This window comes from Pseudomonas sp. GW821-FHT09C08 (assembly GCF_059418125.1).
This window is the reverse complement of sequence record NZ_JBWKPG010000001.1, coordinates 1148233-1173607: the sequence shown is the minus strand read 5'-3', so window position 1 is coordinate 1173607 and position 25375 is coordinate 1148233. Positions and strand designations below refer to the sequence as shown.

The 25375-nt window shown below is 63.1% G+C and carries 20 protein-coding genes; 1 reads left to right on the top strand and 19 read right to left on the bottom strand.

Annotated features, from left to right (window positions below):
- Window position 1: 1 nt before the first annotated feature.
- The 18 genes from AC07OJ_RS04940 to AC07OJ_RS04855 all read right to left on the bottom strand — a co-directional run bounded on the left by AC07OJ_RS04940 (window position 2) and on the right by AC07OJ_RS04855 (window position 22787).
- Window positions 2-661 carry a glycosyltransferase family 2 protein gene (locus AC07OJ_RS04940; protein WP_495005065.1) on the bottom strand — a complete coding sequence of 220 codons (660 nt, stop codon included), beginning with the start codon at window positions 659-661 and terminating at the stop codon, window positions 2-4.
- The gene (locus AC07OJ_RS04935) at window positions 658-1257 is read right to left on the bottom strand and encodes an SAM-dependent methyltransferase (RefSeq protein WP_106803703.1); all 600 of its coding nucleotides are present in this window, start codon (window positions 1255-1257) and stop codon (window positions 658-660) included. The genes AC07OJ_RS04940 and AC07OJ_RS04935 overlap by 4 nt, the downstream gene beginning before the upstream one ends.
- Window positions 1254-2012, bottom strand: coding sequence for a PIG-L deacetylase family protein (locus AC07OJ_RS04930; protein WP_065908115.1), 759 nt, complete (start codon window positions 2010-2012; stop codon window positions 1254-1256). Before AC07OJ_RS04930 ends, AC07OJ_RS04935 begins: the two co-directional genes overlap by 4 nt.
- A complete protein-coding gene (locus AC07OJ_RS04925) occupies window positions 2009-3007 on the bottom strand; it encodes an acyl-CoA dehydrogenase family protein (protein WP_065908117.1) in 999 nt (332 codons plus the stop codon). The genes AC07OJ_RS04930 and AC07OJ_RS04925 overlap by 4 nt, the downstream gene beginning before the upstream one ends.
- Window position 3008: 1 nt before the next feature.
- Window positions 3009-5168, bottom strand: coding sequence for a glycogen debranching protein GlgX (glgX, locus tag AC07OJ_RS04920; protein ID WP_065908119.1), 2160 nt, complete (start codon window positions 5166-5168; stop codon window positions 3009-3011).
- A 119-nt stretch (window positions 5169-5287) separates the two neighbouring features.
- A complete protein-coding gene (locus tag AC07OJ_RS04915; RefSeq protein WP_065908120.1) occupies window positions 5288-5557 on the bottom strand; it encodes a DUF2934 domain-containing protein in 270 nt (89 codons plus the stop codon).
- A gap of 24 nt (window positions 5558-5581) precedes the next feature.
- Window positions 5582-8332, bottom strand: a complete 2751-nt coding sequence (locus AC07OJ_RS04910; RefSeq protein WP_495094100.1) for a malto-oligosyltrehalose synthase — start codon at window positions 8330-8332, stop codon at window positions 5582-5584.
- The gene (malQ, locus tag AC07OJ_RS04905) at window positions 8329-10413 is read right to left on the bottom strand and encodes a 4-alpha-glucanotransferase (RefSeq protein WP_495094099.1); all 2085 of its coding nucleotides are present in this window, start codon (window positions 10411-10413) and stop codon (window positions 8329-8331) included. Before malQ ends, AC07OJ_RS04910 begins: the two co-directional genes overlap by 4 nt.
- Complete coding sequence (treZ, locus tag AC07OJ_RS04900) at window positions 10410-12155, bottom strand: malto-oligosyltrehalose trehalohydrolase (RefSeq protein ID WP_495094098.1); 1746 nt, start codon at window positions 12153-12155, stop codon at window positions 10410-10412. Before treZ ends, malQ begins: the two co-directional genes overlap by 4 nt.
- A 19-nt stretch (window positions 12156-12174) precedes the next feature.
- Window positions 12175-13728, bottom strand: coding sequence for a glycogen synthase GlgA (gene glgA, locus AC07OJ_RS04895; protein ID WP_065908128.1), 1554 nt, complete (start codon window positions 13726-13728; stop codon window positions 12175-12177).
- Window positions 13729-14320: 592 nt separating this feature from the next.
- The gene (locus AC07OJ_RS04890) at window positions 14321-15274 is read right to left on the bottom strand and encodes a D-2-hydroxyacid dehydrogenase family protein (RefSeq protein ID WP_495094097.1); all 954 of its coding nucleotides are present in this window, start codon (window positions 15272-15274) and stop codon (window positions 14321-14323) included.
- Window positions 15275-15300: 26 nt separating this feature from the next.
- Entirely contained in the window at window positions 15301-16314 is a 1014-nt protein-coding gene (locus AC07OJ_RS04885) for an alpha/beta fold hydrolase (RefSeq protein WP_106803709.1), read from the bottom strand.
- Between the two features lie 45 nt (window positions 16315-16359).
- Window positions 16360-16803 carry a YqaA family protein gene (locus AC07OJ_RS04880; protein ID WP_106803710.1) on the bottom strand — a complete coding sequence of 148 codons (444 nt, stop codon included), beginning with the start codon at window positions 16801-16803 and terminating at the stop codon, window positions 16360-16362.
- A 3-nt stretch (window positions 16804-16806) separates the two neighbouring features.
- Window positions 16807-17253, bottom strand: coding sequence for a DUF411 domain-containing protein (locus AC07OJ_RS04875; RefSeq protein ID WP_213553761.1), 447 nt, complete (start codon window positions 17251-17253; stop codon window positions 16807-16809).
- Between the two features lie 111 nt (window positions 17254-17364).
- On the bottom strand, window positions 17365-17823 hold the full coding sequence (locus AC07OJ_RS04870) for an SRPBCC family protein (protein WP_106803711.1): 459 nt from the start codon (window positions 17821-17823) through the stop codon (window positions 17365-17367).
- A gap of 78 nt (window positions 17824-17901) precedes the next feature.
- Window positions 17902-19896 (bottom strand): methyl-accepting chemotaxis protein, encoded by a 1995-nt coding sequence (locus AC07OJ_RS04865; protein WP_106803712.1) that lies wholly within the window; start codon window positions 19894-19896, stop codon window positions 17902-17904.
- A gap of 173 nt (window positions 19897-20069) precedes the next feature.
- Window positions 20070-21629 (bottom strand): M91 family zinc metallopeptidase, encoded by a 1560-nt coding sequence (locus tag AC07OJ_RS04860; protein ID WP_495094096.1) that lies wholly within the window; start codon window positions 21627-21629, stop codon window positions 20070-20072.
- A 162-nt stretch (window positions 21630-21791) separates the two neighbouring features.
- Window positions 21792-22787, bottom strand: a complete 996-nt coding sequence (locus AC07OJ_RS04855) for an aldo/keto reductase (RefSeq protein ID WP_495094095.1) — start codon at window positions 22785-22787, stop codon at window positions 21792-21794.
- 116 nt (window positions 22788-22903) lie between these two features.
- On the opposite strand from AC07OJ_RS04855, the gene AC07OJ_RS04850 reads away from it, so the two are divergent.
- Complete coding sequence (locus AC07OJ_RS04850; RefSeq protein WP_495094094.1) at window positions 22904-23827, top strand: LysR family transcriptional regulator; 924 nt, start codon at window positions 22904-22906, stop codon at window positions 23825-23827.
- On the opposite strand, the gene AC07OJ_RS04845 is transcribed toward AC07OJ_RS04850, so the two are convergent.
- Window positions 23820-25346, bottom strand: a complete 1527-nt coding sequence (locus AC07OJ_RS04845; protein WP_495094093.1) for a M91 family zinc metallopeptidase — start codon at window positions 25344-25346, stop codon at window positions 23820-23822. The two genes, AC07OJ_RS04850 and AC07OJ_RS04845, sit on opposite strands and share 8 nt — an antisense overlap.
- Between the last annotated feature and the right edge of the window lie 29 nt (window positions 25347-25375).

The following is a 25375-nucleotide window of genomic DNA, read 5'->3' as shown; positions in this document are numbered from 1 at the left end:
TTCAAGAGGCCAGCATCAGGCTCTTCAAATAATCGCCAAAGCCGCCCTGGGCCCGCGCTTCCAAGCGTGCACTGGTGATCACCTGCGGCGAGTGGCTCCAGGCGATCGAGGCGCCGCAGCGCTCCAGGTTGCGCACCAGTTGCACATCTTCATGACACGCCAGCGGTTCGAAACCGCCGGCCCGCACATAGGCCCCAGCGCTGATGCCCAGGTTGGCGCCGTGGATGTGCCGGTGGCCGTCGCGGGGCTGGTACGCCTGGTTGTAGCGGATCTGCGCGGCCGGGTCGAATCCTTCGCTCCAGGCGTCTACCGTGACCGTGCCGCACACGGCGTCGGCACCCAGGGCCAACTGTGCGACCAGCCAATCCGGAGCCACGCGGCTGTCGGCATCGGTGCACGAGATCCAGCGCGCACCCTGGTTGAGCAGATGCCGCGCGCCCACCCCGCGTACGTGGCCGACATTGCGTGCCTGCACTTCCAGACGCTGCACCTGGAAGGCTTCGGCAATCGCGGCGCTGCTATCGGTGCAACTGTCGAGCACCACCAGCACCTGCACCGCTTCGCCTGCCAGGCCTGGATGGCTGGCCGCGATCAGCGCCGCGTCCAGGCACTCGCCGAGCAATGCTTCTTCATTGTGTACCGGGATCAGGATACCGATCATCGCAGGCCCTCCAGCGTGGCGACCGAGGTCGCGTCGCGGCTCCACAGGTCGAGGAGAAAGTCGTGTTCGTGATGCCGGGCAACCAGCGGCATCGCCAGCCGTTCGTGCAGCAACGCATGCACCTGCTCGGCGGTCTGCGGGCAGCCGTCGATGGGCGGGCGCCAATGGCAGGCGAGCACTTGCCCGTTGGGGGCGAGGCTGGTGAGGGCGCGGTCGATCAGGCCGCCGAGGTCATCGGCGTCGAGGTAGTAGCACAGCTCGCTGAGCACGATGAGTTCGAACTGGCCCTGCGGCCATTGCTCGGGCAGGCGGCTCTGTTGCACCTGGGCATGGGCAAAGCCCAGCAGGCGACCACGGGCCAGGGCCACGGCGGCCGAAGCGGTGTCGCAACACAACAGGCGATCGCAGCGCGGTGCCAGTTCGGCGCTGAGTTCACCGTTGGCGCAACCGGGCTCGAAGATCGAGGCATACCGTGGGCGCGTCAGCATCGCCAGGGTCAGCGCGCGCTTGCGGCGCTCATACCAGCGTTGGCGAAAAGCCCAGGGGTCATCGTTATCAGCGAACAGTTGATCGAAATACGGCGTGGCCACGCTCATACAAACACCACTTCAAAAGGTTGCAACAGCCGCTCGACCACGTACGGCGCCAGTACCGGCGGCAAGCCGATCTGCGGATCGCCTTCCAACTGGCTGGCGAATGCATGGATGGCGTGGCGCTTGCGGGCCACGGCTTCGCAGGTCAGCGGAATCTTGTGGGCGCGGTGCCACGGCACTTGGCTGTCTTCGGGAGACGCCCAGTGCCAGGTCCAGACCGGCAGCTCATACAGCGTGGCGCCCACGGCCTGGGCCGCCTGGGCGCTCGCGCGGCCAACGGCTTCATGGTCGCAATGGCCGTCTTCGCGCCAGGTGGTGAACACCACGTCGGTCGGCTTGAGGTAGCGTTGGATAAACGCAGTCAGCTCGTCTTCGCGTGCTGCCACTTGGCTGTCGCTGAAGCCGGCGCGCAGCCATTTCAGGCTGTGCAGCGGTAACCCCAGGCGGTGCAGGGCCTGCGCCGATTCCTGCGGGCGCACCACGCTCAAGCGTTCTACCGGCCAGCGCCGGGATCCAGGGTGACTGGCACTGCCATCGGTAACGGAAATCAGCTGCATGGGCCGGCCCAGCGCCGCCAGGCCTTGCAGCAGGCCGCCACAGCCGAGCACTTCATCATCCGGGTGCGGAGCGATGATCACGGCGCGATGGCCCTCGGGCACCAGCTCTTCGACACTGATGTGCGGCAGCTCCGCCATCAGGCTAGAGGCCTGCCAATGTTGCAGCGGCGTGCCCTGGCCGACGATCGGGTTGGGTCTCATAACTGCCACCTCCCTGTGGGTTCGCCGGCAACCAATTCGCCCAGGCCCGCCAGGTCGCGCTCGGCATGGCTCTGGCGCACATACACCGGCAGGTCCGTCATCAATTGGGCAAAGTGTGGATCCTTGCAGTAAGGCCCCGCGCCCACGGCCCGGCCAACATGGCGCATGACCTGCTCGACAGCCTCCTCGATACACGCGCGGGTCTGCTGGGCCAGTTGCTGGGCGTCAGCCTTGGGGTCGCGGTCGATCTGTTCGGCGCTGGCGCGCAGTACGCAGGCGGCCCCGTTCAAGGCACTGTCGACGGCGCCGAGGTGGGCGAGGGCATGCGGTTCCGGACGTTTGCTGCAGTGTTCGCGCAGGGCCTCGGCCAGGCGTTGCGCGGCGCCGTACCAGCACGCGGCGATGCCCACGCCGCCCTGCCAGAAACCCGGACGGGCGAGGTAATCGCCGGGACCACCCACGGCGATCCCGAGGGCCCCGTCAAACAGCACCTCGACACTGCCGGTGGCCGCCATGCCCACGGCATTCCAGCCTTCGTTGGTGACGGTGATGCCCGGTTGATCCATCTGCACCGCCACCAACTGCTGACGGCCCTGTTCATCCCAGGCCGTCAACAAGCCATGGCTGACCACTGCCGCGCCTGAGCACCAGGCCTTGCGCCCGTCCAGGCGCAAGCGATGCCCGTCCTGGCGCACCTGGACCCTGGCGGTCGGCGGTTCCGCCGCCCACATGCCCCATGTGCTGCCCAATGGCGGCAGTGGACTGTCGAGTTCGGCAATGATCGCCAATGCATCGGTATGACCTTCGAACAACTTGCACAAGCGCAGGTCGTGGCCTGCCACCTGTGCCAGGCGACTGAATCGCGCCAGGGTCTCGCCGCTGCCAGGCAGCGGCAGTTGGTCGAGGCCTTCTTCCTGAAGTGCCTTCAGCGCCTTGCCCAGGTCTTGCGTGTCCGCGTAGCCCTGGAAGCTCTGAAGGAATCCATGCAGTGCCATGTCACACCTCTTCGTCACGCTGCAGTTCGAACAGTAGCAGCGAGCGGCCGGTCACCGCGTACTCGTGATCAAAATCAAACCGTTCCTGGCCGCGTACCGCCGGCTGGTTGGTGTCGAGCATGCAGGTCCAGAACTCACCTTCAGGCACCGACGGCAGGCGGAAATTGACCATGTCGTGATGCGCGTTCACCACCAGCAACAAGGTGGCGTCGGCACCGGCACGTCGAATCCCGGTTTCCTGCGCGCGACCATCCATCAACATGCCGAGGCAGCGGCCATGGCTGTCTTCCCACTGTTCGGTGGTCATCTCGTTGCCATCCGGCGACAGCCAGGTCACATCCTTGACGCCGATGTCTTCGTTATAGTCGCCCACCAGGAAGCGGCCACGACGCAGGATCGGATAGGCCAGGCGCAGCTTGATCAGACGTTTGACAAACTTGAGCAGCGCCTTGCCGTCATCGTCCAGCTCCCAGTTGACCCAGCCGATCTCGCTGTCCTGGCAGTAGGCGTTGTTGTTGCCGTGCTGGGTGCGGGCGAACTCATCACCGGCGACGATCATCGGCGTGCCCTGGGCCAGCAGCAACGTGGCGAAGAAGTTGCGCATCTGGCGCAGGCGCAGCGCGTTGATTTCCGGGTCTTCGGTCGGGCCTTCGACGCCGTGGTTCCACGACAGGTTGTTGTTGCTGCCGTCCTGGTTGTTCTCGTCGTTGGCTTCGTTGTGCTTGTCGTTGTACGACACCAGGTCATGCAGGGTGAAACCGTCATGCGCGGTGATGAAGTTCACCGAGCTGTAGGGACGGCGACCCCGATGGTTAAACATCTCGCCCGAAGCGGTCATGCGCCCGGCGAAGTCCGCCAACTGGCCGTCATCGCCTTTCCAGAAGGCACGTACGGTGTCGCGGAAACGGTCGTTCCATTCGACCCAGCCCGGCGGGAAGTTGCCCACCTGATAACCGCCGGGGCCGCAGTCCCAGGGTTCGGCGATCATTTTCAACTGGCGCAGTACCGGGTCCTGGCGGCACGCCACGAGGAAGCTGTGGCGCTCGTCAAACCCGTCGCGGTAACGGCCCAGGATGGTCGCCAGGTCGAAACGGAAGCCGTCGACGTGCATCTCGGTGGCCCAGTAGCGCAGGGAGTCGGTGACCATCTGCAGCACGCACGGGTGGCTCAGGTCGAGGGTGTTGCCGGTGCCGGAGTCGTTGATATAGAAGCGCTTGTCATCGGGCATCAGCCGGTAGTAAGAGGCGTTGTCGATGCCGCGCATGGACAGGGTCGGGCCGCGCTCGTTGCCTTCGGCGGTGTGGTTGTAGACCACGTCGAGGATCACTTCCAGCTTTTGCTCGTGCAGGTGCGCGACCATCTCCTTGAACTCGGCGATCTTGCCGCTGGCCAGGTAGCGCGGGTCGGGGGCGAAAAACGCGATGCTGTTGTAGCCCCAATAGTTGGTCATGCCTTTTTCCAGCAGGTGCTGGTCGTTGACAAAGGCGTGTACCGGCAACAGTTCGACCGACGAGATGCCCAACTGGCGGATGTGCTTGAGCACGTCATCTTCCATCAGGCCGGCGCAGGTGCCGCGCACCGATTCGCCGACCGAAGGGTGGCGCATGCTGATGCCGCGCAAATGGGTTTCGTAGATGATCGTGCGGTCCCACGGCACGCGTACCGGCTGGTCGTTGCCCCAGGTGTGCGCGGGGTCGATGACCTTGCACTTGGGCACGAAAGGCGCGCTGTCGCGTTCGTCGAAGCTGAGGTCGTCGTCCGGGTGGCCGATGGTGTAGCCGAACAGTGCCTCGGACCATTTGAGTTCGCCCACCAGCTGTTTGGCATAGGGGTCGATCAGCAATTTGTGGTGGTTGAAGCGATGACCGTTGGCCGGGTCATAAGCACCGTACACGCGGTAGCCGTAAATCAGCCCTGGGTGGGCGTCGGGCAAGTAACCGTGGAAGATTTCGTCGGTGTATTCGGGCAGTTCGATGCGTTCCAGCTCAACTTCGCCGGCGTCGTCGAACAGGCACAGCTCCACTTTGGTGGCGTTGGCCGAGAACAGCGCAAAGTTGACGCCCAGTCCATCCCAGGTGGCGCCGAGGGGGAAGGGCAAACCTTCACGAATCCGCGACGGCTCGTTGCCCGGCGTCGAAGGGGTTTTATGGGGTTTGCTCATGGTGTTGCTCCTGCAAGGGTCTTTTTTCGGGCCGAACGCGGCCGTGCTGACGAATATTCAGCTGACAATCGGGGTGGAAAAATCACCGCTTGCCGGCAGGGCCGGCAAGCGGTGCGGGGTCAAGGCTTGGGCTTTTTCGGCGCCGCTGGCTTCTTCGCCGCCGGGGCTGCCGGCTTGCTCGCGGCCGGTGGCGCAGGCTTGGCCTTGGCCGGCGGTTTGGGCGCGGTCTTGGGTTTGGCCGAGGCCTTGGGCTTGCTCGGCGTCAGGGCTTCGGCTTCGGCAAGCTTGCGCGCCATCTCCCAATGACGTGCGTCCTCCCCATGGGGTTTGCCTTCAGATTCCCAGATCTGATGCGCCAGCTCGCGTATGCGTTTGTCTTCAGTACTCATCACAATGCTCCTCACAGAAAATTTTCAGCTTTCTTGATCATCAGGATTGATAAAGACATTGACCGGGAAATCCCCCAGGGCAGCGCTGATCAACAGCTCCTTGTCTGGTGTGACTGCGCCTGTATGAAAAAGTCCCTTCCAGTTTTGAGTTGGCGCGGCGAACGGTAATTTCACCCGTGTATCGCCCCAAACCTGCGCATTGATCTGGGGATGCACACCGTTTTCAAGCAGGTCAAACGGCCAGCGCGGCACCACCACCAACAGATGGCGGCCCTGGTGTTCGCGGTGGAACGCGACCACCCGCCCGGCGTGTTGGCCGAGCACTTCCAGCGGCGTATAGCTGCCTGCGCGGAACAGTTCAGGATCGGCCTTGCGCAAGGCCAGCGCCTGGGCAATCACGGCCTGCTTGATGCGCCCGTCTCGCCAGTTGAACAGCAGTTCGCCGGGATCCGGTGGGGTATCCAGCGCGCGTTGCCGTGCGTTGAAATCCACCGGGCGACGGTTGTCCGGGTCCACCAGGCTGAAGTCCCAGAACTCGTCGCCCTGGTACAAATCCGGCACACCCGGCACGGTGATGCGAAGCAAGGATTGCGCCAGGCCATTCACCGCGCCGGCGGGGGCGATCACCTGGGCCGCGTTGCCGATTGCCGTGCGCAACGGACGGCCTTCCTCGCTCAGCAGCAGGCGTGACAGGAAAGCTTCGACGCCCTGTTCATAGGCTTCGTTGGGCGCGCTCCAGGCGCTCTGCAGCTTGGCCTCGCGTAGGGCTTTCTGTTGCCATTGCCACAGGCGCTGATGGTAGTCCTCGAAGTCGTCGGCCTGGTCCAGCGGCCAGCTGCCGAGCAGCACTTGGTAAAGAATCAACTCATCGCCGGCCGACGGCGCACTGGCGTCAGCGCGCAGCGGCGCGGCGAGCCTGCGCCACTGCTCGACCTGCTCGACGTACCACGCTGCGCACTCGCTGAGCACCGCGAGGCGCGCGCGGGTGTCTTCGCCGCGTTTGTGGTCGTGGGTCGCAGTGGCCAACAGGTTATCGGGGAAGGTCTGCAGGCGTTGCTGGTTGACCGCATGGAACTCGGCCAGCGGCGCGCTGAACTGCTCGGTGCTGAAACCCACGTCATTGCGCGACAGCAGCACGCCCGAGCGATAGAACGCAGTGTCTTCCACGGCCTTGGCGGCCGCCGGCGACGTCAGTTGCTGGAAGCGCACGCAGGCATGCTTGAGCATCTTGCGCTCGCGGCCCACCGGGCGATGGCGCCAAGGCTGGCCGCCGAGCCATTTTTCCAGGTGTTCGAGCACCGGCCAGTCGCCTTCGCCGAGGGTGCTGCGGGCACCGTCCATGGCGTGCTGGAAGACTTTGTCGTCAGCCGCGCTGCGGCCCAGCGCGCTGATGTAGGTGCGGTACACCGGGAAGTGCACGATCAGCTCCTGCAAGGCACGGCGAATTGCACCGAGGGTCAGGTCGCGGGTCATCACATCGTCGCGCGCGACTTGCAGCAGGGCCCGCGCCACGCTTTCGAAATCGCCGCCGAGGGAGCCATTGAGGATCTGCTGACGTGCCAGCCGCGCTTCTTCGATAAACGCCGAGGGCCGTTCGCTGTGCTGCGTCCACAACGCGGCCAGCGGCGCAAAGCCTTCCGGGTGGTGTTGCAGCAGCGACAGTTGGTTCATGAATTCGTAGCCGGTGGTGCCGTCCACGCGCCAGTCTTCACGCAGGGTTTCGCCTTCGCCGAGAATCTTTTCGACAAAGATCGGCAGGTGCCGCTCCGGCGATAGCGAATCCACGCGCCGGCGCAGCTTGCGGCAGTAGCCGCGAGGATCGGCGAGGCCGTCGATGTGGTCGATGCGCAAACCGTCCACCAGGCCTTCACTGATCAGCTCGAAGATCTTGCCGTGGGTGGCTTCGAACACGGCGCTGCGCTCGACGCGCAGGCCGCCGAGTTCGTTGACGTCGAAGAAGCGCCGCCAGTTGATGTCGTCCGCCGCGGTGCGCCAGCTGGCCAGGCGATAGGTCTGTTGCTCGAGCAACTGGTGCAGGCGCTTGAAGCCTTCAGGCTGGCGCCCGTCGAACTCGGCCAGCCGGCTTTCGATGGCGGGCATCACCTCGGTAGCGCGCTCGGCCAGCGCCTGCTTGAGCCAGGCGGCTTCGGCGTAGGCGTCGTCCTGGTAGGCGAGGGCGCTGAAGCGGTCGGCCAGCGGCTTGAGCAATGGGTCGTTGCCGAGGATCAACGCGTAGTCGCGTGGGCAGATCGGAAAGCGGTGTTGGTAATGCTCGACGTAGAACGCGCCATGGGCTGCATCGAAATGCAGGGTCAGGGTGCCGGTCTGCAAGGCTTCGCCGTAGTCGCTGCCGAGGAACGGCATCAACAATTGGCCCTTGAGCAGCGGGTCGGGGGAGTGCCATTGGATGTCGAAGAACTCGCTGTAGGGGCTCAGGCGCCCCCATTCCAGCAGGTCCAGCCACCAGGGGTTGTCGGCGCCGCCCACGGCCATGTGGTTGGAGACGATATCGAGGATCAGCCCCATACCGTGCTCACGCAAGGCCACGACCAGACGGCGCAGCGCCGCTTCACCGCCAAGCTCGGGGTTGACGCTGGTCGGGTCGACCACGTCATAGCCATGCATGGAACCGGCACGCGCGCTGAGCAGCGGCGAGGCATACAGGTGGCTGATGCCCAGTTGGGCGAAATACGGCACCAGCGGCACCGCGTCATCGAGGGTGAAACCTTTATGGAATTGCAGGCGCTGGGTAGCGCGCAGGGGCAGTGCTTTCATCGGTCACGCTCATAGGCTTGGTTGCGCGCGACGGCCAGCAGTTCGAGGCGGCGGGCGGCGCCTGCATTGTCGAGCAGGCTGGAAGCCTCGCCCGCCAGGCGGCGGCGCCAATTGGGATGGGTATCGGTGGTGCCGGGCAGGTTGGCTTGTTCTTCAATGCCCAGCGCGTCCTCGAGCGGCAGCAGCACCAGCGGCGCACGGGTGTGGCCAAGGTAGCGCACGCTGGCGTCGATCATGTGGTCGGTTTCATTGCGAATTTCTTCGACGAAATTCTGCGGGTCCTGGCTCAAGGCCTGGCGCAGTGCCTGGCGTTCGCGCAGGCGGTGTTCGCTCCATTGCTCCACGGTGGGCGCATCGATGAGGCCCAGCTGGATGTTCCAGTCGATATCACGGCTGTGCCACCAGCCGTTGAGGGTCGGCAGGTCATGGGTGCTGGTGGTGGCCAGGGCGTTGTCCGGCCAGTCGAGGATCGGGTTGAACTGGCCATCGTGGCCTTGTTCGAACAGCAGCACGCGCATGCCCAGGATCGAGCGGCCGCTGAGTTTTTCGCGCAGGCCGTCGGGCACGGTGCCGAGGTCTTCGCCGAGGACGATAGCCTTGTGGCGGTGTGACTCCAGGGCCAGCAGCCGCAACAGGTCATCCACCGGGTAATACAGGTAGGCGCCTTCGCGCGGCGAGGCGTCCATGGGAATCACCCACAGGCGCTGCAGGCCCATCACATGGTCGATGCGCAAGCCGCCGGCGTGGGCGAAGTTGGCGCGCAGCATTTCGATGAATGCACGAAAACCGTTGCGCTTGAGGCCTTCGGGTGAGAACGCGGAAATCCCCCAGCCTTGGCCCGAGCGGTTGAGAATATCCGGCGGCGCGCCCACGGTCAGGTCGGCCAGCAGTTCATCCTGGCGGCTCCAGGCCTGGCTGCCGCCGCCATCAGCGCCTACCGCCAGGTCGGCGATCAGGCCGATGCCCATGCCGCTCCCTCGGGCGGCTTGCTGGGCACGCTCCAGGCAGCGCGCGATCAGCCATTGGGCGAAGGCGTAGTAGCCGATTTCCTCGCGATTGGCTTCAGCGAACTGTACCAGTGCCGGGCTTTGCGGGTTGCGCCATTCCTGCGGCCAGTGACGCCAGTCGAGGTCCTCGCCGGCGGCGGCACGTTGCGCCTGCACGGCTTCAAAGCGGCAGTGGTTCTCCAGCGCTTCGCCACCGGCCTGGCGGAAGCTGAGGAAGTCGGCCTGCTGAGGGTGCTGGCCGTGGCGGAAATCTTCATACAGCGCGCGCAGCAGGCGTTGCTTTGCGTTGGCGGCGGCGGGCCAGTCGATCAGCGTGTGTTGCTCCAGCGTATGCAATTCATCTTCCAGGCCAAGGGCCTCGATGGCGCTGCGCACTTCGCGTTCGCCGAGGATGCAGGCCGGGGAGGCATACAAGCTGTTGAGGAACAGGCGACTGGATGGCGAGTAAGGGCTGTAGCGGCCGGTGTCGGCACTGAACATCGCGTGCATCGGGCTGATCGCCAGGGCGTCCGCGCCACGTTCTGCAGCGGAGCGCGCCAGGTGCTCCAGGGCCAGGGTGTCGCCGAAACCGCCATCCCCCAGGCGGCGCAGTGCGTACAGCTGGGCACTCAGGCCCCAGGCGCGCGCGGGCTGGGTGTCCACCGCTTCGGCCACGCTGTAGCAGTGCGTGGGCGCGACGGCCAGGGTAAAACTCTGGTCGTTGATATGCACCTGGTGATACCCCAGGGCAATCACGCCAGGCAGAACCGCGTTGCCGTCGAGGCGCAGTTCCAGGCTTTCGCCGCCTTCGAGGTTGACCCGGCACAGGGTATCGGGCTCGAAGTAACGTGCCAGGTCGAGGCCTTCGCCGGTGTCGATGGTCATCAAGGGGGGCAGGTGTTTGTCGTGTTGCACCTGCTCCAGTTCAAGCAGGCTGGCGTCGATCTCGGCATCGGTGTCGGCCGGGTGGCCCAGGCCTTTGAGAACGGCGCGCAGGGCGTCGGGTTTCACTCGTTGCGGACGGCCGTTTGCGTCGATCCAATCGACGGCCAGGCCCGCGCGGCTGGCGAGGATTTCCAGGTTCGCTTCGCTCAAGGGTGCTCTCCAACAGGGGATAGGGTCACGCGTGCGCTGTACGGCGGCAGTTGTGCGCCGTGCTCGGCAGGCGTTTGGAACAGAACGGGGGCGGCCGCCGGGTGATCCACGGCGGTGGTGCCCAGGTTCAGGTCGATCTGCAACAGGCTGCTGTTGCCCAGGCGCCAGCGCGCACTGACGGCGCCGTCGGCCAATACCTGCGCACCCAAGGCCACGGTGCCGGGCAGGTGCGGCACGATATGCGTGTGGCGCAGGTTCAACAGGTGCCGGTAGAGCTCGGCGTGGGGGTGATCGGCCAGCGCCGGGGAGGATTGCTTGAAAGTGGCCAGGGCGTTCGGGTCCGGGATGCGGTCACGACGCTCCGGGTCCTGGAAGGCGGCAAAGTCGGCAAATTCGCCGCGCCGGCCCTCACGCACCGCTTCGGCCAGTTCGCCGTGGTGATCGGTGAAAAACAGGAACGGCTCGCTGGCATTCACTTCGTCGCCCATGAACATCAGCGGGATCATCGGTGACAGCAGCAGCAGGGCGGTCGCCGCCTTGAGCGCCTGGGGCGGGCACAACTGGTGCAGGCGCTCGCCCATCGCGCGGTTGCCGATCTGGTCGTGGTTCTGCAGGAAGGCTACAAAGGCGGTGGGCGGCAGATCGCCGCTGGGTTCGCCGCGCTCATGGCCGTGGCGGGTAGTGTGGCCCTGGTAGACAAAACCCTCGCCCAGGCAACGCGCCAGTTGGGCGGTAGGTTCCTTGGCAAAGTCGCTGTAGTACGCGTCGGTTTCGCCGGTCAGCAGTACGTGCAACACGTTATGAAAGTCATCATTCCATTGCGCGTCGAAATCCTGCTTGAGCAGGCTGGCCTGGTTGAGTTCGTTCTCCAGCACCAGCCACACATGGCGGCCGGTGTCGACCTGCTGGCGCACCCGCTGCGCGAGCTCCTGCAGGAAGCCTGGGTTGTCGATGGCGTGCACGGCATCCAGGCGCAGGCCGTCGAAGCGGTATTCCAGCAACCACATCAGCGCGTTGTCGAGGAAGAAATTGCGCACTTCACGGCGGTCGAAATCGATACCGGCGCCCCACGGCGTGTGCACGTCTTCCTGAAAGAAGCCGGCCGCGTACTGGCCCAGGTAATTGCCATCGGGACCGAAGTGGTTGTAGACGACATCCAGGATCACCGCGAGGCCATGCTCGTGGGCGCAATCGACCAAGTGCTTGAGCTGCTCGGGAGTGCCGTAGGAGGACTGGGGCGCATACGGCAGCACGCCGTCATAACCCCAGTTGCGTTCGCCGGGAAATTGCGCCAATGGCATCAACTCAATGGCGGTGACGCCCAGCTCGGCCAGGCGTGGCAGGTGTTTTTCGACCTCGGCGTAGCCCCCCATCGCACCCACGTGCAGCTCGTAGATCACCGCTTCGTGCCAGGGGCGGCCTTGCCAGTGGCTGTGACGCCACGGGTAGGCGAGTGGGTCGACGACTACGCTCCAACCATGCACGTCCGCAGCCTGGGCCCTGGACGCGGGGTCGGGTACATCCATTTCTCCATCGATGTTGAAGCGGTAGCGGGTGCCGGCGGGGCACTTCACTTCTGTCTCGAACCATCCCTCTGCCTGCGGCAGCATGGCGATGGATTTACCGTCTTCCAATTCAACGCTGACATAAAACGCGTCTGGCGCCCACAAGGCAAAACGCGTGTGTTGCGCGTCCAGCATGATTGCGCCGTGGGGCCAGGTTTCCAAAGTCCGTAACGGCATCTATGAAGACCTCCCTTGATTATTTAGTCGATTTCCCCAAGGCCTTGGCCACCAGTTGTTCATACAGTTCGGCGTAGGGTTCTACCGCCTGGCACCAGTTGAAGGGCTGGGTCATGGCGCGGCTGCGCATGGCATTGAGCAGGCCCTTGTTGGCGAACACGCGGAACGCGCGGCTCAGCGCCTCTTCGTAGCTTTCTACCGTGGACTCATTGAACAGGAACCCGGTGACGCCATTCTCGATGGTGTCCGCCAGCCCGCCGGTGTTGCGTGCCACCGGCAGCGAGCCGAAGCGCTGGGCGTACATCTGGCTCAGGCCGCAGGGTTCGTAGCGTGAAGGCATCAGCAGGAAGTCGCTGCCGGCGAACATGCGGCGGGCGTCGGTTTCGTTGAAGCCGATGCGCACGCCGACCTGCCCAGGGAAGCGCAGCGCCAATTCACGCATGGCTTGCTCTTCTTCGGGCTCGCCGCGACCGATGATCGCGATCTGGCCACCGTTTTCGACGATAAAGCTCGACACGGCCTCGGTCAGGTCCAGGCCTTTCTGGTAGACCAGGCGCGAGACCACGGCGAACAGCGGGCCGGTGGAGTCATGCAGGCCGAACAATTCGCGCACGTGGCCGGCGTTGATCGCCTTGCCTTCCCAGTCGCCAATGTTGAAGTTGTGGGTCAGGTGCGTGTCGGTGGAGGTTTCCCAACTTTCATCAATGCCGTTGGGAATGCCACTGAGCAGGCCTTGCTGGGTCTTTGCGGCAAGGAAACCGTCGAGGCCGCAGCCGAATTCGGGGGTGGTGATTTCCTGGGCGTACGTCGCGCTCACGGTGGTGATATGGCTCGAGTAGGCCATGCCGGCCTTGAGGAACGACATCTTGCCGTAGAACTCCATGCCTTCCTGCTGCAGCGCGTGGGGCGGAATGCCCAGCTCCGGCGTCGAGGCCAGGCTGACCACACCCTGGTAGGCCAGGTTATGGATGGTGAACAGGGTCGGGGTGCGTGACCCACGCCAGTGCATATAGGCCGGGGCCAGGCCAGCGGGCCAGTCATGGGCGTGCACCAGGTCCGGGCACCAGTGGATCTGTGCGAGGTTGGCGGCCATGTCGGCGGCGGCCAGGCCCAGGCGGGCGAAGCGAATATGGTTGTCGGGCCAGTCACGGCCGTTATTGGCGCCGTAGGGCGTGCCTTCGCGCTCATAGAGCTCAGGGCAGATCAGTACATAGATAACCAGGCCGTCCTTGAGGTCCATGCGCCCGATCTTGCACGGTGGCAGCGCGGCATGGCCGCCCAGTTCACCAATGATATGGATCGGGTTATCACTCTCCATCACCTGCGGGTAGCCGGGGATCAGCACGCGCACATCGTGCAGGTGCGCCATGGCACGGGGCAAGGCGGCAGACACGTCGCCCAGGCCGCCGGTCTTGACCAGGTCGGCGAATTCGGAAGTGACGAACAGGACTTTCTTGCGATTGGGATTATGACTCGGGACCGGCCGCACCGTGTTGAGGTCGACTAAAGCTGTCGACCCGCCAACTGGCTGACTAACACGCTCTCCTTGAATACTTGCAGCGGCACTGATCATAGTTCTCTCCACGTGTTGGTCGGCTAGTGGCCCGCTGCCACTAGCTCCGTTGACCGCATCCTGCGGCCAGGCGCACAAGCGCAATGACAAACTGGCAAGGCGTATGCCAGTTGCACGGTTAGCTCAAAAAGAATGGATAGACGGCATCTGGTGTGAACCGCTTGTGCGCGCCTTACCCTAAACCTGACCTATGGCAGAGTTGGAAAGTTTCGATTTTTTCGCGGGGTTTTTGTTTTGAAACGGACCCATCGGTCATCAGTCTAGGACAGATCCTAGAGCCTGTAGGGTTTGTGGGGGATTTTTGTAGGACAAAATACTTGTAACGATATGCAAAGCTGGGAAAACGGGGGTGGGTTTGGTGGGCGGGGTAGGCGGAGGTAGGGTTGCAGGGGGTATGACGGGGAAGTGCTCCGATGTGGTGCGTGGGGTGCATCAGGTTGGGCGGGGGGCAGGTTTTGGGGCTGCTGCGCAGCCCAACGCAGGGCAAGCCTGCTCGCCACAGGGGGAGCGGCTTGCTGGGGGGAGCGGCTTGCTTAGGGGGAGGGGTTCCCTCATCAAGTGTGTTTGCTATGGGAGAACTGCTGCTCCCCTGTCAGTTGAGCAGTCGGAGGGGGGCCTGATTGGCCCAGGCCTGGATGTCCTCGATCATCTGCTGGTAGAACTGCCGGTAGTTCTGCTCGCTGACATACCCCACGTGCGGTGTGGCCAGGACATTGTCCAGTTGGCGAAACGGATGGTCGGCGGGCAGCGGTTCTTCGCTGAACACATCCAGCGCGGCGCCGGCCAGTTGGCCGTTTTGCAGGGCCCGTACCAGTGCCTGCTCATCCACAATCGGACCGCGCGCGGTGTTCACCAGGCGTGCGCTGGGTTTCATCCAGCCCAGCGCCTCGGCATCCACCAGGCCGCGGCTGCGGTCGCTGAGCACCAGGTGGATAGTGAGAATGTCGGCCTGTTCAAACAACTCGCGTTTGCTGACCCACGTCACGCCCGAGGCGGCTGCGCGTTCCGGCGTGAGATTTTCACTCCAGGCAATCACGCGCATGCCGAACACCTGGGCGAACTGCGCGACTTTCTGGCCGATGCTGCCCAGCCCCAGGATCCCCAGGGTCTTGCCATACAGGTCGCCGCCCAGTCCCACCTGCCAGCCGCCCGCTCTCAGCGAGTTGGCTTCGGCCACCAGGTTGCGCGTGGAGGCCATGATCAGTGCCCAGGTCAGTTCCGGCGCGGCCTGTTTGTAGCTGTCGGTGCCACACACCTGGATGCCCAGCGCCTTGGCCGCCGGGATGTCGATGGCCGCGTTGCGCATGCCGCCGGTCACCAGCAGCTTGAGCTGGGGCAAGCCCTGCAGCAGGGCCTTGTCGAAAGTGGTGCGCTCGCGCATCACGCAAATCACCTCAAACCCCTGCAGCCGCTCGATCAGAGTGGCGGTGTCCGCCGGGTAGTCGTGCAGGAAATGCACCTGGCCTACCGACTCCAGCACCGACCAGTCCACCACGCCACTGGCTACCTTCTGCCAATCATCAATGACTGCGATCTGTACCGACATTCACGCGTGCCTCGAAAAAGGTTGGATTAAAGGGCGTTCAAGCCCTGCAACAATGCTTTATTGAACTGTGCCGGTTCTTCCATTTGCGGTGCATGGCCCAGGCCCGGGAATTCCACCAGGGTGGAATGCGGGATCAGCTTGGCCACCTGCTTGCCGAGTACCGCGTAGTTGCCGAGCTTGGCCTTGACCTCCGGTGGCGCCAGATCCTTGCCGATCGCGGTGTTGTCCGCGGTGCCGATCCACAGCAGGGTCGGCATCTGCAGGTCCTTAAACTCGTAGTACACCGGCTGGGTGAAGATCATGTCGTAAATCAAGGCCGAGTTCCATGCCACCTGGGTATGGCCCGGGCCTTTGTTGAGGCCGGCGAGCATATCCACCCAGCGGTCGTATTCGGGCTTCCAGCGCCCTACATAGTAGGTGTTGAGTTCGTACTTGCGAATGCCTTCGGCGCTGAGTTTAAGCTCGCGCTGGTACCACTGGTCGACGCTGCTGTAGGGCACGCCGAGGGCTTTCCAGTCTTCCAGGCCAATCGGGTTCACCAGCCCAAGCTGCTCGGTCTGGGCCGGATAGAGCAGGGCGTAGCGGGTGGCGAGCATGCCACCGGTGGAGTGGCCGATAATGGTCGCCTGGTGAATGCCGAGCTTTTCCAGGAGTTGATGGGTGTTTTGCGCCAGTTGCTGGAAGCTGTACTGATAGTGATCAGGCTTGCTGGAAGTGCAGAAGCCGATCTGGTCGGGCGCGATCACCCGGTAACCGGCCTCGCTCAAGGCCTTGATCGAGCCTTCCCAGGTAGCGCCGCAGAAGTTCTTGCCGTGCATCAGCACCACGCTGCGCCCGTTGGCCTTGCCGGTGGCGGGGATGTCCATGTAGCCCATCTGCAGGGACTTGCCCTGGGATTGGAAGTTGAAGTGCTCAAGTGGATAGGGGTACGCAAAGCCTTGCAGTTCTGGCCCGTAGGCAGGGCCTTCAGTGGCTGCGAACACCGGGGTGACACTGGCGGTGAGCAGGCCGGCAAGGCAAAAGGTGCGGATCAGAGGCATGGGCGGGGCTCCAGACAAGATGTCTCGGATGCTGTTGGGAGACGATTAAGTGGGGATTAACACCCACTGCAAGGTCAGGGCTGCCAGCACCCCGTAACGCACGCCCTTGGCCAGGGTCACCAGCAGCAGGAAACGCCACAACGGCTCGCGCATCACCCCGGCCACCAGCGTCAGCGGGTCACCGATGATCGGTACCCAACTGAGCAGCAGCGTCCAGTGCCCCCAACGCTGGTAATGGTGCCGGGCTTTGGCCAGTTGCGGGTCGCTGACCGGAAACCAGCGCCGGTGCTTGAAGCGCTCCACCCCGCGCCCGAGCAGCCAGTTCAGCACTGACCCCAGCACATTGCCCAGCGTCGCGACCACCAGCAGCCACCACAGGCTGTAATGCCCGCTGAGCAGCAGGCCAACCAGCACGGCTTCGGATTGCAGGGGCAGCAGGGTCGCGGCGCCAAACGCAGCGAGAAACAGCCCCAGGTAACCGGCAAGCATCGGTCAGTGTGCCGGGTACTCGGCCACCACCACATCCTGGCCGTCGCGGGTCAGGCCGATGACCTGATACGCCTCGCTGCGCCCTTCGACTTCCATGCCCGGCGAACCCATGGGCATGCCCGGTGCGGCGATTCCCAGCAGGTCGTCGCGCTTGCGCAGCGCCAGGACCTGCTCGGCGGGCACATGGCCCTCGACAAACTTGCCGTCGATCACGGCGGTGTGGCACGAGCCCAGGCGCGGCGCCACGCCGAGGCGTTGCTTGACGTCACTCATATTGGCTTCGACATGGTCATTGACCTTGAAGCCGTTGCTTTCCAGGTGGCTGATCCATTTCTTGCAGCAACCGCAGTTGGCGTCGCGGTGTACGTCGATGGGGATCAGGTCGGCGGCCTGGGCCAGTGTGGTGGTGAACAGGGCCGACAGCAGGGCCAGGCGCAGGGTGGTTTTCATCAAAAGGCTCGCAAGCAGGAAGTGGCGATTGGGATGGCGGCGATCATGACGACGTCATCGCAGGCAAGCCAGCGCCCACCGGCGAGCAACCTTCGCGGTAATGTTTCAAAATTATACGAAGGGCGGATTTTCCAGCCGATGCTTGAGTTGGTCCAGGGCAATCGCGGACAACTCGATCATGCGCTCATGCAAGGTGGCCAGCTGCAATTCGGTCTCATAGGTCAGCACGCGCTTGAACAGCGTGCCGCCGCGAAACGGCTGCAGGAAGTAGTGAATGGAGCCATCGACGGCGAGGGAGGTAAACACGGTCTTGAACTCGCCGGGGCGGCGGGCGACCTGTACGCGGTAACTCATGGGCACGCGCACGCCCAAGAGGTCGATCATTTCGGTAAAGCGCGTGCCGACGGGGAGTGAACCGGTGGTGCCGGTGTCGGCACTCAGGGATGTGGGGTGCCATTCGTGCCAGCGATCCGGCTGGGTCACATAGTCGTAGACGGCATCGATGGGGGCCTGGATAAAGCGTTCCTGACTGATCCGCTCCAAGCGGACTGACTGCTCTGCAGCGCGCATGGCACACCTCCTGTGTGGCTGTGAACTGTCAGAATAGTCCGACTCCCGCGCATTGCACGGGAGTATCCAGGCCATTTATCAGCTCACCTTGAAACGCCCCATCAAGGCAATCACGCGTCCATTGGCGTCCAGCAGGGTCTGCGTATTGGTTTGCGTGGCATGGCCGCTCTGCACCAGTTCCTCGACCATATGTCGGATCTGCACCATGCTGCGGTTGATCTCCTCGGTCACCGCGCTTTGCTGCTCGGCGGCCGTGGCGATCTGCGTACTGAGGTTGTTGATATGGCTGACCGAGCCTGCCATCTCGTCCAGGCCGGTGTTGACCCGCGCGGTGGCATCCGCCGCCGATTGGCAACTGGCCTGGGTGTTTTCCATGGCCGCCACCGAGGAACTCACCCCGGTAGTCAGGCGCGCGAGCATCTCGTTGATCTGCGAGGTGCTGGCCTGGGTGCGCGCGGCCAGTGCTCGGACTTCGTCGGCGACCACGGCAAACCCCCGGCCTTGTTCGCCGGCCCGTGCCGCTTCGATTGCGGCGTTGAGCGCCAGCAGGTTGGTCTGGCCCGCAATCGCGCCGATCACGCCCAGGGTTTCGGTGATGCGCGCGGCGTCCTGGCGCATGTTCTCCACGGTGTGGGTGGCGCTGGCCACTTCGCCGATCAGGGCGCTGACACTGCTGGAAGCTTCGCCGACCACCACGCGGGAACGGTCGGCGTGTTCGTTGGCGCGTTGAGTGAACGAGGCGGTTTCTGCGGCGTTCTGCGCAACGGTGTCGGCGGTGGAACTCATCTCGGTGATGGCGGTGACGGTCTGGTCGGTCTCCGAGGCGTGGCGCACCAGGATCTGGTTGGTGTGCGCCGAGGTTTTCTGCAGTTGCTCAAGGCCCGACGACATGGCGCCGGTGGCCTGCGTGACCTCGCCGATCATGTTTTGCAGGTACACGATAAAGCGGTTGACCGAGTGGCCGATGGCGCCGAGTTCGTCTTCAGCGCGGATGGTGATGCGTCGCGTCAGGTCGGCGTCACCGGCGGACAACGCGTCAATATTGGCTTTCAGCGTGTTCATGCGTTGCACCAGTTGGCGGATCGCATAGGCCGCCAGCAGCACCAACAGCAGCACCATGGGGATTTGCACCAGGGCCAGGCTGCCGAGCACGTCGTCGCGCTGGGCGGTGATCAACGAGGTGGGCAGGGCGGTCGCCAGGAACCACGGCGTGCCTTCTATGGGGCGCATATAGAACGTGCTGGCCACGCCCTGGTTGTCGAACTCGCTGCGCTGCAAGGCCTGGTCACGGTGGGCCAGGGCTTTGCTGACCTGGGCGGCAAATGCCGAAGTGCCGGTGAGTTCGCTGATGTTCTTCAACACCACCGGGCCACTGAGGCGCGTGCTGTTGCTGATGATCTTGCCGTCGCCTTCGACGATCAGCATCTGCCCGCCGATGTCTTTTTCCTTGCTGGCCACCAGCGCGTTGAAAAAGCCCAGGGTCACATCAATGGTGGCGACGCCATACGCCGCACCGTCCCGCTGGATCGCCATGGCGCAGTTGGTGCGCGGCTCCTGGCTGGCGTCGTCCTTGTAGGCGGCAGCCCAGGCACATTGGCCACGCGGCGCGGCGAGGCCGCCCTTGTACCAGCTCTGGTCGTAGTAATTGGGGGCAGGGTCGCTGTTCCAGAACGTGTTCACTACGAGCTTGCCCGACGCATCGCGGTGCCAGAACGTGCTGTGCTTGTTGCGCCCCGGGGTGCGCTGGTTGGGCAGCGGCCAGATGCCGCCGCCGAAGACTTTCAGCTCGCCGTACTGGTCCACCAGGCCGGGCAGGACCTTGTCGATGGCATCACTGTCGAGCAGCACAATGGTCTGGGTGATGCTGCGTTGCTGGGCCTGGACCTTGTTCAGTTCGCCCTGGATTTGCTCGGCCACTTCACTGATGCGGTTGAGCACCACCTGTTCCTCGGTGTACTGCAGCTTCGGCGCAACCAACTGGCCGATACCCACGACCGTCAAGACCAATAACACCAGGACGAACAGCACCAGAAACAGGGTGTAGCGAGTTTGGATGGAGCGCAGTGGGGGCATGGGATTCGTCCTTACGAAGCGTTTATTGTCGACGCGGCTTTTTGGAGCTTCGTAGGGCTATCGGCGTGGATGGGCGGAGCTTTAGGTACGATGGTGCTAAATAGCTGGGGCTGACCAGAGCGAGGCCGACTACCCGCCACGCTCCGTGTAGGAACCGATATTGAGGCGCCGCTCTACGTCCCACGACCTTGATCGCTAGGTGACCATAAGACGGTCTTCCTCAAGGGTTTGCCCATCTCTTCATTCAGGGCGTTTTCGGTAAACGGTCTCGGATTGACAGTGCTCGGCGGTGTCGAGGGGTCATTGTCGAAATCAAAAGGTTCGGCATCGCTGGGCAGGCCAATGGCTTGACGTACTTCATTCCTGGCGAGACCCGATTCTCCCGGCGCTTCGCGGGTTTCCCCCGGCAGAAATGTTCCGGTTGCGCCATTGTAGGCGGAGGCCACCTGACCGAAGAGAGCGGTGGCGGGTACCCGTGTGTTGGTGCGGTCGGCGTTTTCGAGCGTAGCCGGCGAGTCAAAGTGAATGATGCCGCGATCGGCGCGGGCACCGGGCACGCCATTGGTGATCGTCCCGAAGGCCCCTTCGCCTGCGCTTTCGGACTCCTCAGGTGTCATGTTTTCCAGTCCAGTGCTGCCAAACAGGTATTCGTTACCGCCGTGGTTGATCGGCCGTATGCTGACCTTGGCGCCGTTTATTGCCGCAAGTTCATCCATTCGCTTGAGTGCCTGTTGCCCCGTGGGTGAACTGCGCAGAAATTCAAAGTCGTCGGCGACGCTCTGCTTGAATTCCTGTGCCTGGTCCTCGTTGGCTTCTGGTGGGACGTCCACGCTGAAGCCGCGGTTGCCGGCATTGCTGGGTTTGACCTCGGTGAAAGCCGATCCTTGAGTACGGTCGAAACTATCCCCGGCCTTGGCGTAGATGCGGTCATTGGGCTGGTTGTTCCAAATGCTGTCTTTGCCTTTGCCGGTGTAGAACGTCGTGCGTGCGTTCCCGACCAAGTTGTCATCGCCATTGCCACCATGTGCAACGGTGTGCCCGCTGCCGGAGAAAAGCACATCGTCGCCGTCGCCACCATCCATGTAGGTTTGCTTGGTGGCGGGGCCAGAGCCCGCAATGAGCAGGTCATTGCCCTTGTTGCCGTACATCACGCCGTTGCCGCTGCCGCCGATGATCGTGTCGTCGCCCTCGCCGCCGGCGGCATAACCCAAACCACTGCCCAACACCAGGGCATCGTTGCCACGCCCTCCGAACAGCCTGCTGCGACCGCCGCCAGCCTGGATGCGATCGTCACCATCACCGCCTTCCACTCTTGTACGAAGCTTGACGTCATCGTCGATGATGACCGTGTCGTCGCCGCCGTGGGTATCGATCGCCAGCTCCTGCTCGCGGTCTTCCTTGCTTTTGACGTCGAATACATGCGGTTTATCGTTGATTGTGATCTGCATCTTGTCATTCGGTAAATTGCGCACATGGACACGGTCAGCGCGATCACCGGTTTCTACGTGCAGGAAATTGTTCAGGATCTGCGGCTTTTTCGGGTCACTGGGGTCCCAGTCGATTGACCGGCTGATTTTGGTGCCACCTTCGTCGAACAGCACCTGTGTCCGGCGGTTAACCATGTCTGGCTTGAGGTCGGTCGGTGGGGTGTAGGGCGAGGTGGCTGTCTCGGGAGGCTTGGGTAGCTGGGCGTAAGGCTGGGTGGCCGAGGGGTTGGATGGCGTGGATATCATGACAGGTCCTTTTTATCGACTCTTGAGGCGCCCCTGATGACGCATCAGGGCTGCTCTTACGTGGCATCGCGCCTGCAAACGTTCCTCTCGCCCGGGGCCGTTTGAGTGCCAAACGTTTCGTCGTGGGGGCGCCTCCCTCCAGGCGCCCCTTGAGTTTGGCGGTCAGATATCCAGCATCGCCATTACCGCCTCGGGATAACGCAGGCCGGCGGTGGCATCGGCCGGGAAGATCGCCTCCAGCGCGGCCAGCTCGCGGGTGCTGAGGGTCAGCGAGACGGCGGCGACGTTTTCTTCCAGGTACTTGCGCTGCTTGGTGCCGGGGATCGGCAGAATGAATTCGCCCTGTGCCAACACCCACGCCAGTGCCAGTTGCCCGGCCGTTACGCCTTTTTCGGCTGCGAGTGCCTGGACCTGTTGGACCAGCAGCAGGTTTTTCGCAAAGTTGTCGCCCTGGAAGCGCGGGCTGAAACGGCGGTAATCATCGGCAGCGAAATCATCCGGGCTTTTCAGCGCGCCGGTGAGAAACCCCCGGCCTAATGGACTGTACGGCACAAAGGCGATGCCCAGGCGTTGGCAAGCAGCCAGGCAGCCGTTGAGTTCCTGGTCGCGGCTCCACAATGAATACTCGCTTTGCAGGGCGCTGATGGGGTGCACGCGATGGGCGCGCTCCAGTGTGGCGGCGGACGCTTCGCTCAGCCCCAGGTAACGCACCTTGCCCTGTGTGACCAGATCGGCCATGGCGCCGACGGTTTCTTCGATGGCCACGTCGGGGTCGATACGGTGCTGGTAGTACAAATCCAGGGTGTCGATGCCCAGCCGTTGCAGGGTGCCATCGATGGCATTGCGAATGTATTCGGGCCGGCCATTGACCCCGCGCACTGCCGGATTCGCCGGGTCACGCACGATGCCGAACTTGCTCGCCAGGAACACCTGGTCGCGCTTGCCGGCGATGGCTTTGCCGATCAGTGCCTCATTGGTGTGCGGGCCGTAGATGTCGGCGGTATCGAGGAAGTTGACCCCCAGTTCCAGCGCGCGATGCAACGTGGCCACGGCCTCCTGGGTATCACTGCCGGTGGTGTAGAAATCCGTCATGCCCATGCAGCCGAGGCCGATGGCAGAGACGTGCGGGCCGTTTTTACCGAGTTGACGAGTGTGCATGGGTAAAGCTCCTGGTGGGGAAGGGCTCCATTGTCATCCTCGACAAAACCTTGATAAACCGGCTAAAAGCACTATCACTATTCGTAATTTCTAAATAATCAGCCAGGAGCCGGCCCGTGGACCGTTTTAATGCGATGCGTGTGTTCACCCGGATCGTCGAATTGGGCGGGTTCGCCAAGGCGGCCGACAGCCTGCAATTGCCACGCGCCTCAGTGACCATCCTGATCAAGCAACTGGAAGCGCACCTCGGCGTCCAATTGCTGCAACGCACCACGCGCCAGGTCAGCCCGACCCTGGACGGTGCGGCGTACTACCAGCGCTGCGTGCAATTGCTTGCCGACCTTGAAGAAACCGAGGCGGTGTTTTCCACGCGCCGGCAGAACCCGCGCGGCACCTTGAGCGTTGATATGCCCTCGGGTATCGGCCGCTTTCTGGTCATTCCCGCCTTGCCGACATTTACTGCTCGATACCCGCACATTGATTTGGAAATCGGCCTCAACGACCGCCCGGTGGACCTGATCCGCGAGGGCGTGGATTGCGTGTTGCGCGGTGGCCTCGCCTTGGACGAATCGCTGGTGGCGAGGCCGTTGGCAATGATGGATCAAATCACCTTGGCGAGCCCCGGTTATCTGGCGCGCAAGGGCGTGCCGGCAAGTCTTGATGACCTGGCCGGGCACCACATGGTCGAGTACGTTTCCAGTGCCAGCGGCAAACGCTTTGGCCTGGAGTTTCAATTCGGCGCTGAACTGCGTGCGGTCAACCTGCCCAAGGTGGTTGCGGTCAACAGTGCCGACGGCTACTTCTGTGCCTGTGAAGCGGGCTACGGGTTGATCCAGGCGCCGTACTACCACGCGATGCAGCGCCTGGCGCAGGGCAGCCTGGTGGAAGTGCTGGGGCAGCTTGCAGTGCCGAAAATGGCGCTCACGGCACTGTACCCGCCACACCGGCAGCTGTCGCAGCGGGTGCGGGTATTTGTCGATTGGCTGGTGGAGTTATGCGCCCAACCCGGCACCGGGCTGCAACGTCAGCGTCTCAGGTGAGGTAGGTTTTGCGCTCTGGAAGACCCATTTCGCGCCTCATGCCATTCTCCGTGAAATGCTCGGGGTTGATGCGGGTGGGCGGGGTGGATGGATCGTTATCGAAATCGAAAGGCGACGCGCTGCTCGGCAAACCGACGACCTGGAACTCAGTGTTCCTGATAGGAATTGAAATGTCAGGGCGTGCTGGCGGGTGCTCTATGGTTGTGCCTGGCAGGTTTGTTCCCGTCGCACCGTTGTAGGAATGCCCCACTTCATGAACCAGCCCGATGAGTGGAAATCCAAAGGTGCGTCCATCCGGTGCGACCGTAGTGCTTGTGTCGTAAGCGATCACCCCCTTATTGGCGCGCGAGCCAGGTTTATTGTCGGTGATCTTGCCCCTTTTAGGGTCATCACCGTCTATACGGCGACCGTTTTCCCAAGCCTTATCCAGTTCCAAACTCCCGAAATTGTAAGCGTTGCCTCTGTCTGTTTGTTCCTCGATAGTGACTTTTCCCCCTGCCACGGCGGCTTCCCTGTCCATATCCGTGAGCATCTTTTGCCCAGTGGGAGAGCCGCGCAGAAACTCGAGATCATCCTCTACGCGTTGTTTGAATTGTGGCGTGCCTACGACCCCAAATCCCGCACCGCCAGCAGTGCTGGGTTGCACCGGGGTCAATGTTGAGCCTTGCGACCGGTCGTACACATCGCCGGTCTTGGCATATATATGATCGCCTTGCTGGTTGTTCCAGACTCGATCCTGACCTTTACCGGTGTAGAACGTCGTTCGATCGTGCCCGACCAAATCGTCGTCACCTTTGCCACCATGGAGTACCGTATGCCCATTACCGGCGTACAGCCGGTCGTTGCCTGCTCCCCCATCCAGATAGCTCTGTTTTGTGGCGGGGCCGGCGCCCGCATACAGCCGATCATCCCCGTTGTTTCCGTACATGGCTGAATTGCCGGGGCCGCCGATGATTGTATCGTCGCCGTCGTTGCCTTCGGCATAGCCTGCATGCGAGCGCAGCTTAAGCGTGTCGTTGCCCGGCCCGCCCAGAAGCCGAGTGATGCCACCGCCGCCAGTGAGCGTGTCATCCCCTTTGCCCCCTTCAATCGTCAGCGGGTTTTTCACGTCTTCACTGACGGTTACCTGGTCGTTTCCGCCGTGGGTTTTGATCAGCAAATGCAGGGGCTTCCCGTCTCGGTCCTTGTCATCGAGCGCGTATGACTTTCCATTGATCTGGACCTTGAGACGGCCATCAGGGTTTTTGCCGACATGGACCGCGTCGGCAGCATTGCCCGTTTCCATCACCAGTGTGAGTTGCTTTAACTCCGGCGGTCTGCTCAGGAAGTCCCACTTGGCCTGCCGTGAAATCTTTGAGTAGTCGTCGTTGTGCAAAACCTCGGTCTTGGTTTGCATCGGGCCCTTGCTCGGGTCCAAACGCGGCTGGACGTAGATGGAATCCTCGGGCGCTGAATGTTTTGCATCGCGCAGCGGATCATGATTTTGGCGGCTTGTCGGAGGTGCTGCGGGGCTGATCATGGGTGAGAAGTTCCACTGTTTGCCGAAGA

Bases quoted from the DNA above. Each gene is read 5' to 3' on its own strand.
- AC07OJ_RS04940 (WP_495005065.1), bottom strand. From the start codon at position 661: ATGATCGGTATCCTGATCCCGGTACACAATGAAGAAGCATTGCTCGGC.
- AC07OJ_RS04935 (WP_106803703.1), bottom strand. From the start codon at position 1,257: ATGAGCGTGGCCACGCCGTATTTCGATCAACTGTTCGCTGATAACGAT.
- AC07OJ_RS04930 (WP_065908115.1), bottom strand. From the start codon at position 2,012: ATGAGACCCAACCCGATCGTCGGCCAGGGCACGCCGCTGCAACATTGG.
- AC07OJ_RS04925 (WP_065908117.1), bottom strand. From the start codon at position 3,007: ATGGCACTGCATGGATTCCTTCAGAGCTTCCAGGGCTACGCGGACACG.
- glgX (WP_065908119.1), bottom strand. From the start codon at position 5,168: ATGAGCAAACCCCATAAAACCCCTTCGACGCCGGGCAACGAGCCGTCG.
- AC07OJ_RS04915 (WP_065908120.1), bottom strand. From the start codon at position 5,557: ATGAGTACTGAAGACAAACGCATACGCGAGCTGGCGCATCAGATCTGG.
- AC07OJ_RS04910 (WP_495094100.1), bottom strand. From the start codon at position 8,332: ATGAAAGCACTGCCCCTGCGCGCTACCCAGCGCCTGCAATTCCATAAA.
- treZ (WP_495094098.1), bottom strand. From the start codon at position 12,155: ATGCCGTTACGGACTTTGGAAACCTGGCCCCACGGCGCAATCATGCTG.
- glgA (WP_065908128.1), bottom strand. From the start codon at position 13,728: ATGATCAGTGCCGCTGCAAGTATTCAAGGAGAGCGTGTTAGTCAGCCA.
- AC07OJ_RS04890 (WP_495094097.1), bottom strand. From the start codon at position 15,274: ATGTCGGTACAGATCGCAGTCATTGATGATTGGCAGAAGGTAGCCAGT.
- AC07OJ_RS04885 (WP_106803709.1), bottom strand. From the start codon at position 16,314: ATGCCTCTGATCCGCACCTTTTGCCTTGCCGGCCTGCTCACCGCCAGT.
- AC07OJ_RS04880 (WP_106803710.1), bottom strand. From the start codon at position 16,803: ATGCTTGCCGGTTACCTGGGGCTGTTTCTCGCTGCGTTTGGCGCCGCG.
- AC07OJ_RS04875 (WP_213553761.1), bottom strand. From the start codon at position 17,253: ATGAAAACCACCCTGCGCCTGGCCCTGCTGTCGGCCCTGTTCACCACC.
- AC07OJ_RS04870 (WP_106803711.1), bottom strand. From the start codon at position 17,823: ATGCGCGCTGCAGAGCAGTCAGTCCGCTTGGAGCGGATCAGTCAGGAA.
- AC07OJ_RS04865 (WP_106803712.1), bottom strand. From the start codon at position 19,896: ATGCCCCCACTGCGCTCCATCCAAACTCGCTACACCCTGTTTCTGGTG.
- AC07OJ_RS04860 (WP_495094096.1), bottom strand. From the start codon at position 21,629: ATGATATCCACGCCATCCAACCCCTCGGCCACCCAGCCTTACGCCCAG.
- AC07OJ_RS04855 (WP_495094095.1), bottom strand. From the start codon at position 22,787: ATGCACACTCGTCAACTCGGTAAAAACGGCCCGCACGTCTCTGCCATC.
- AC07OJ_RS04845 (WP_495094093.1), bottom strand. From the start codon at position 25,346: ATGATCAGCCCCGCAGCACCTCCGACAAGCCGCCAAAATCATGATCCG.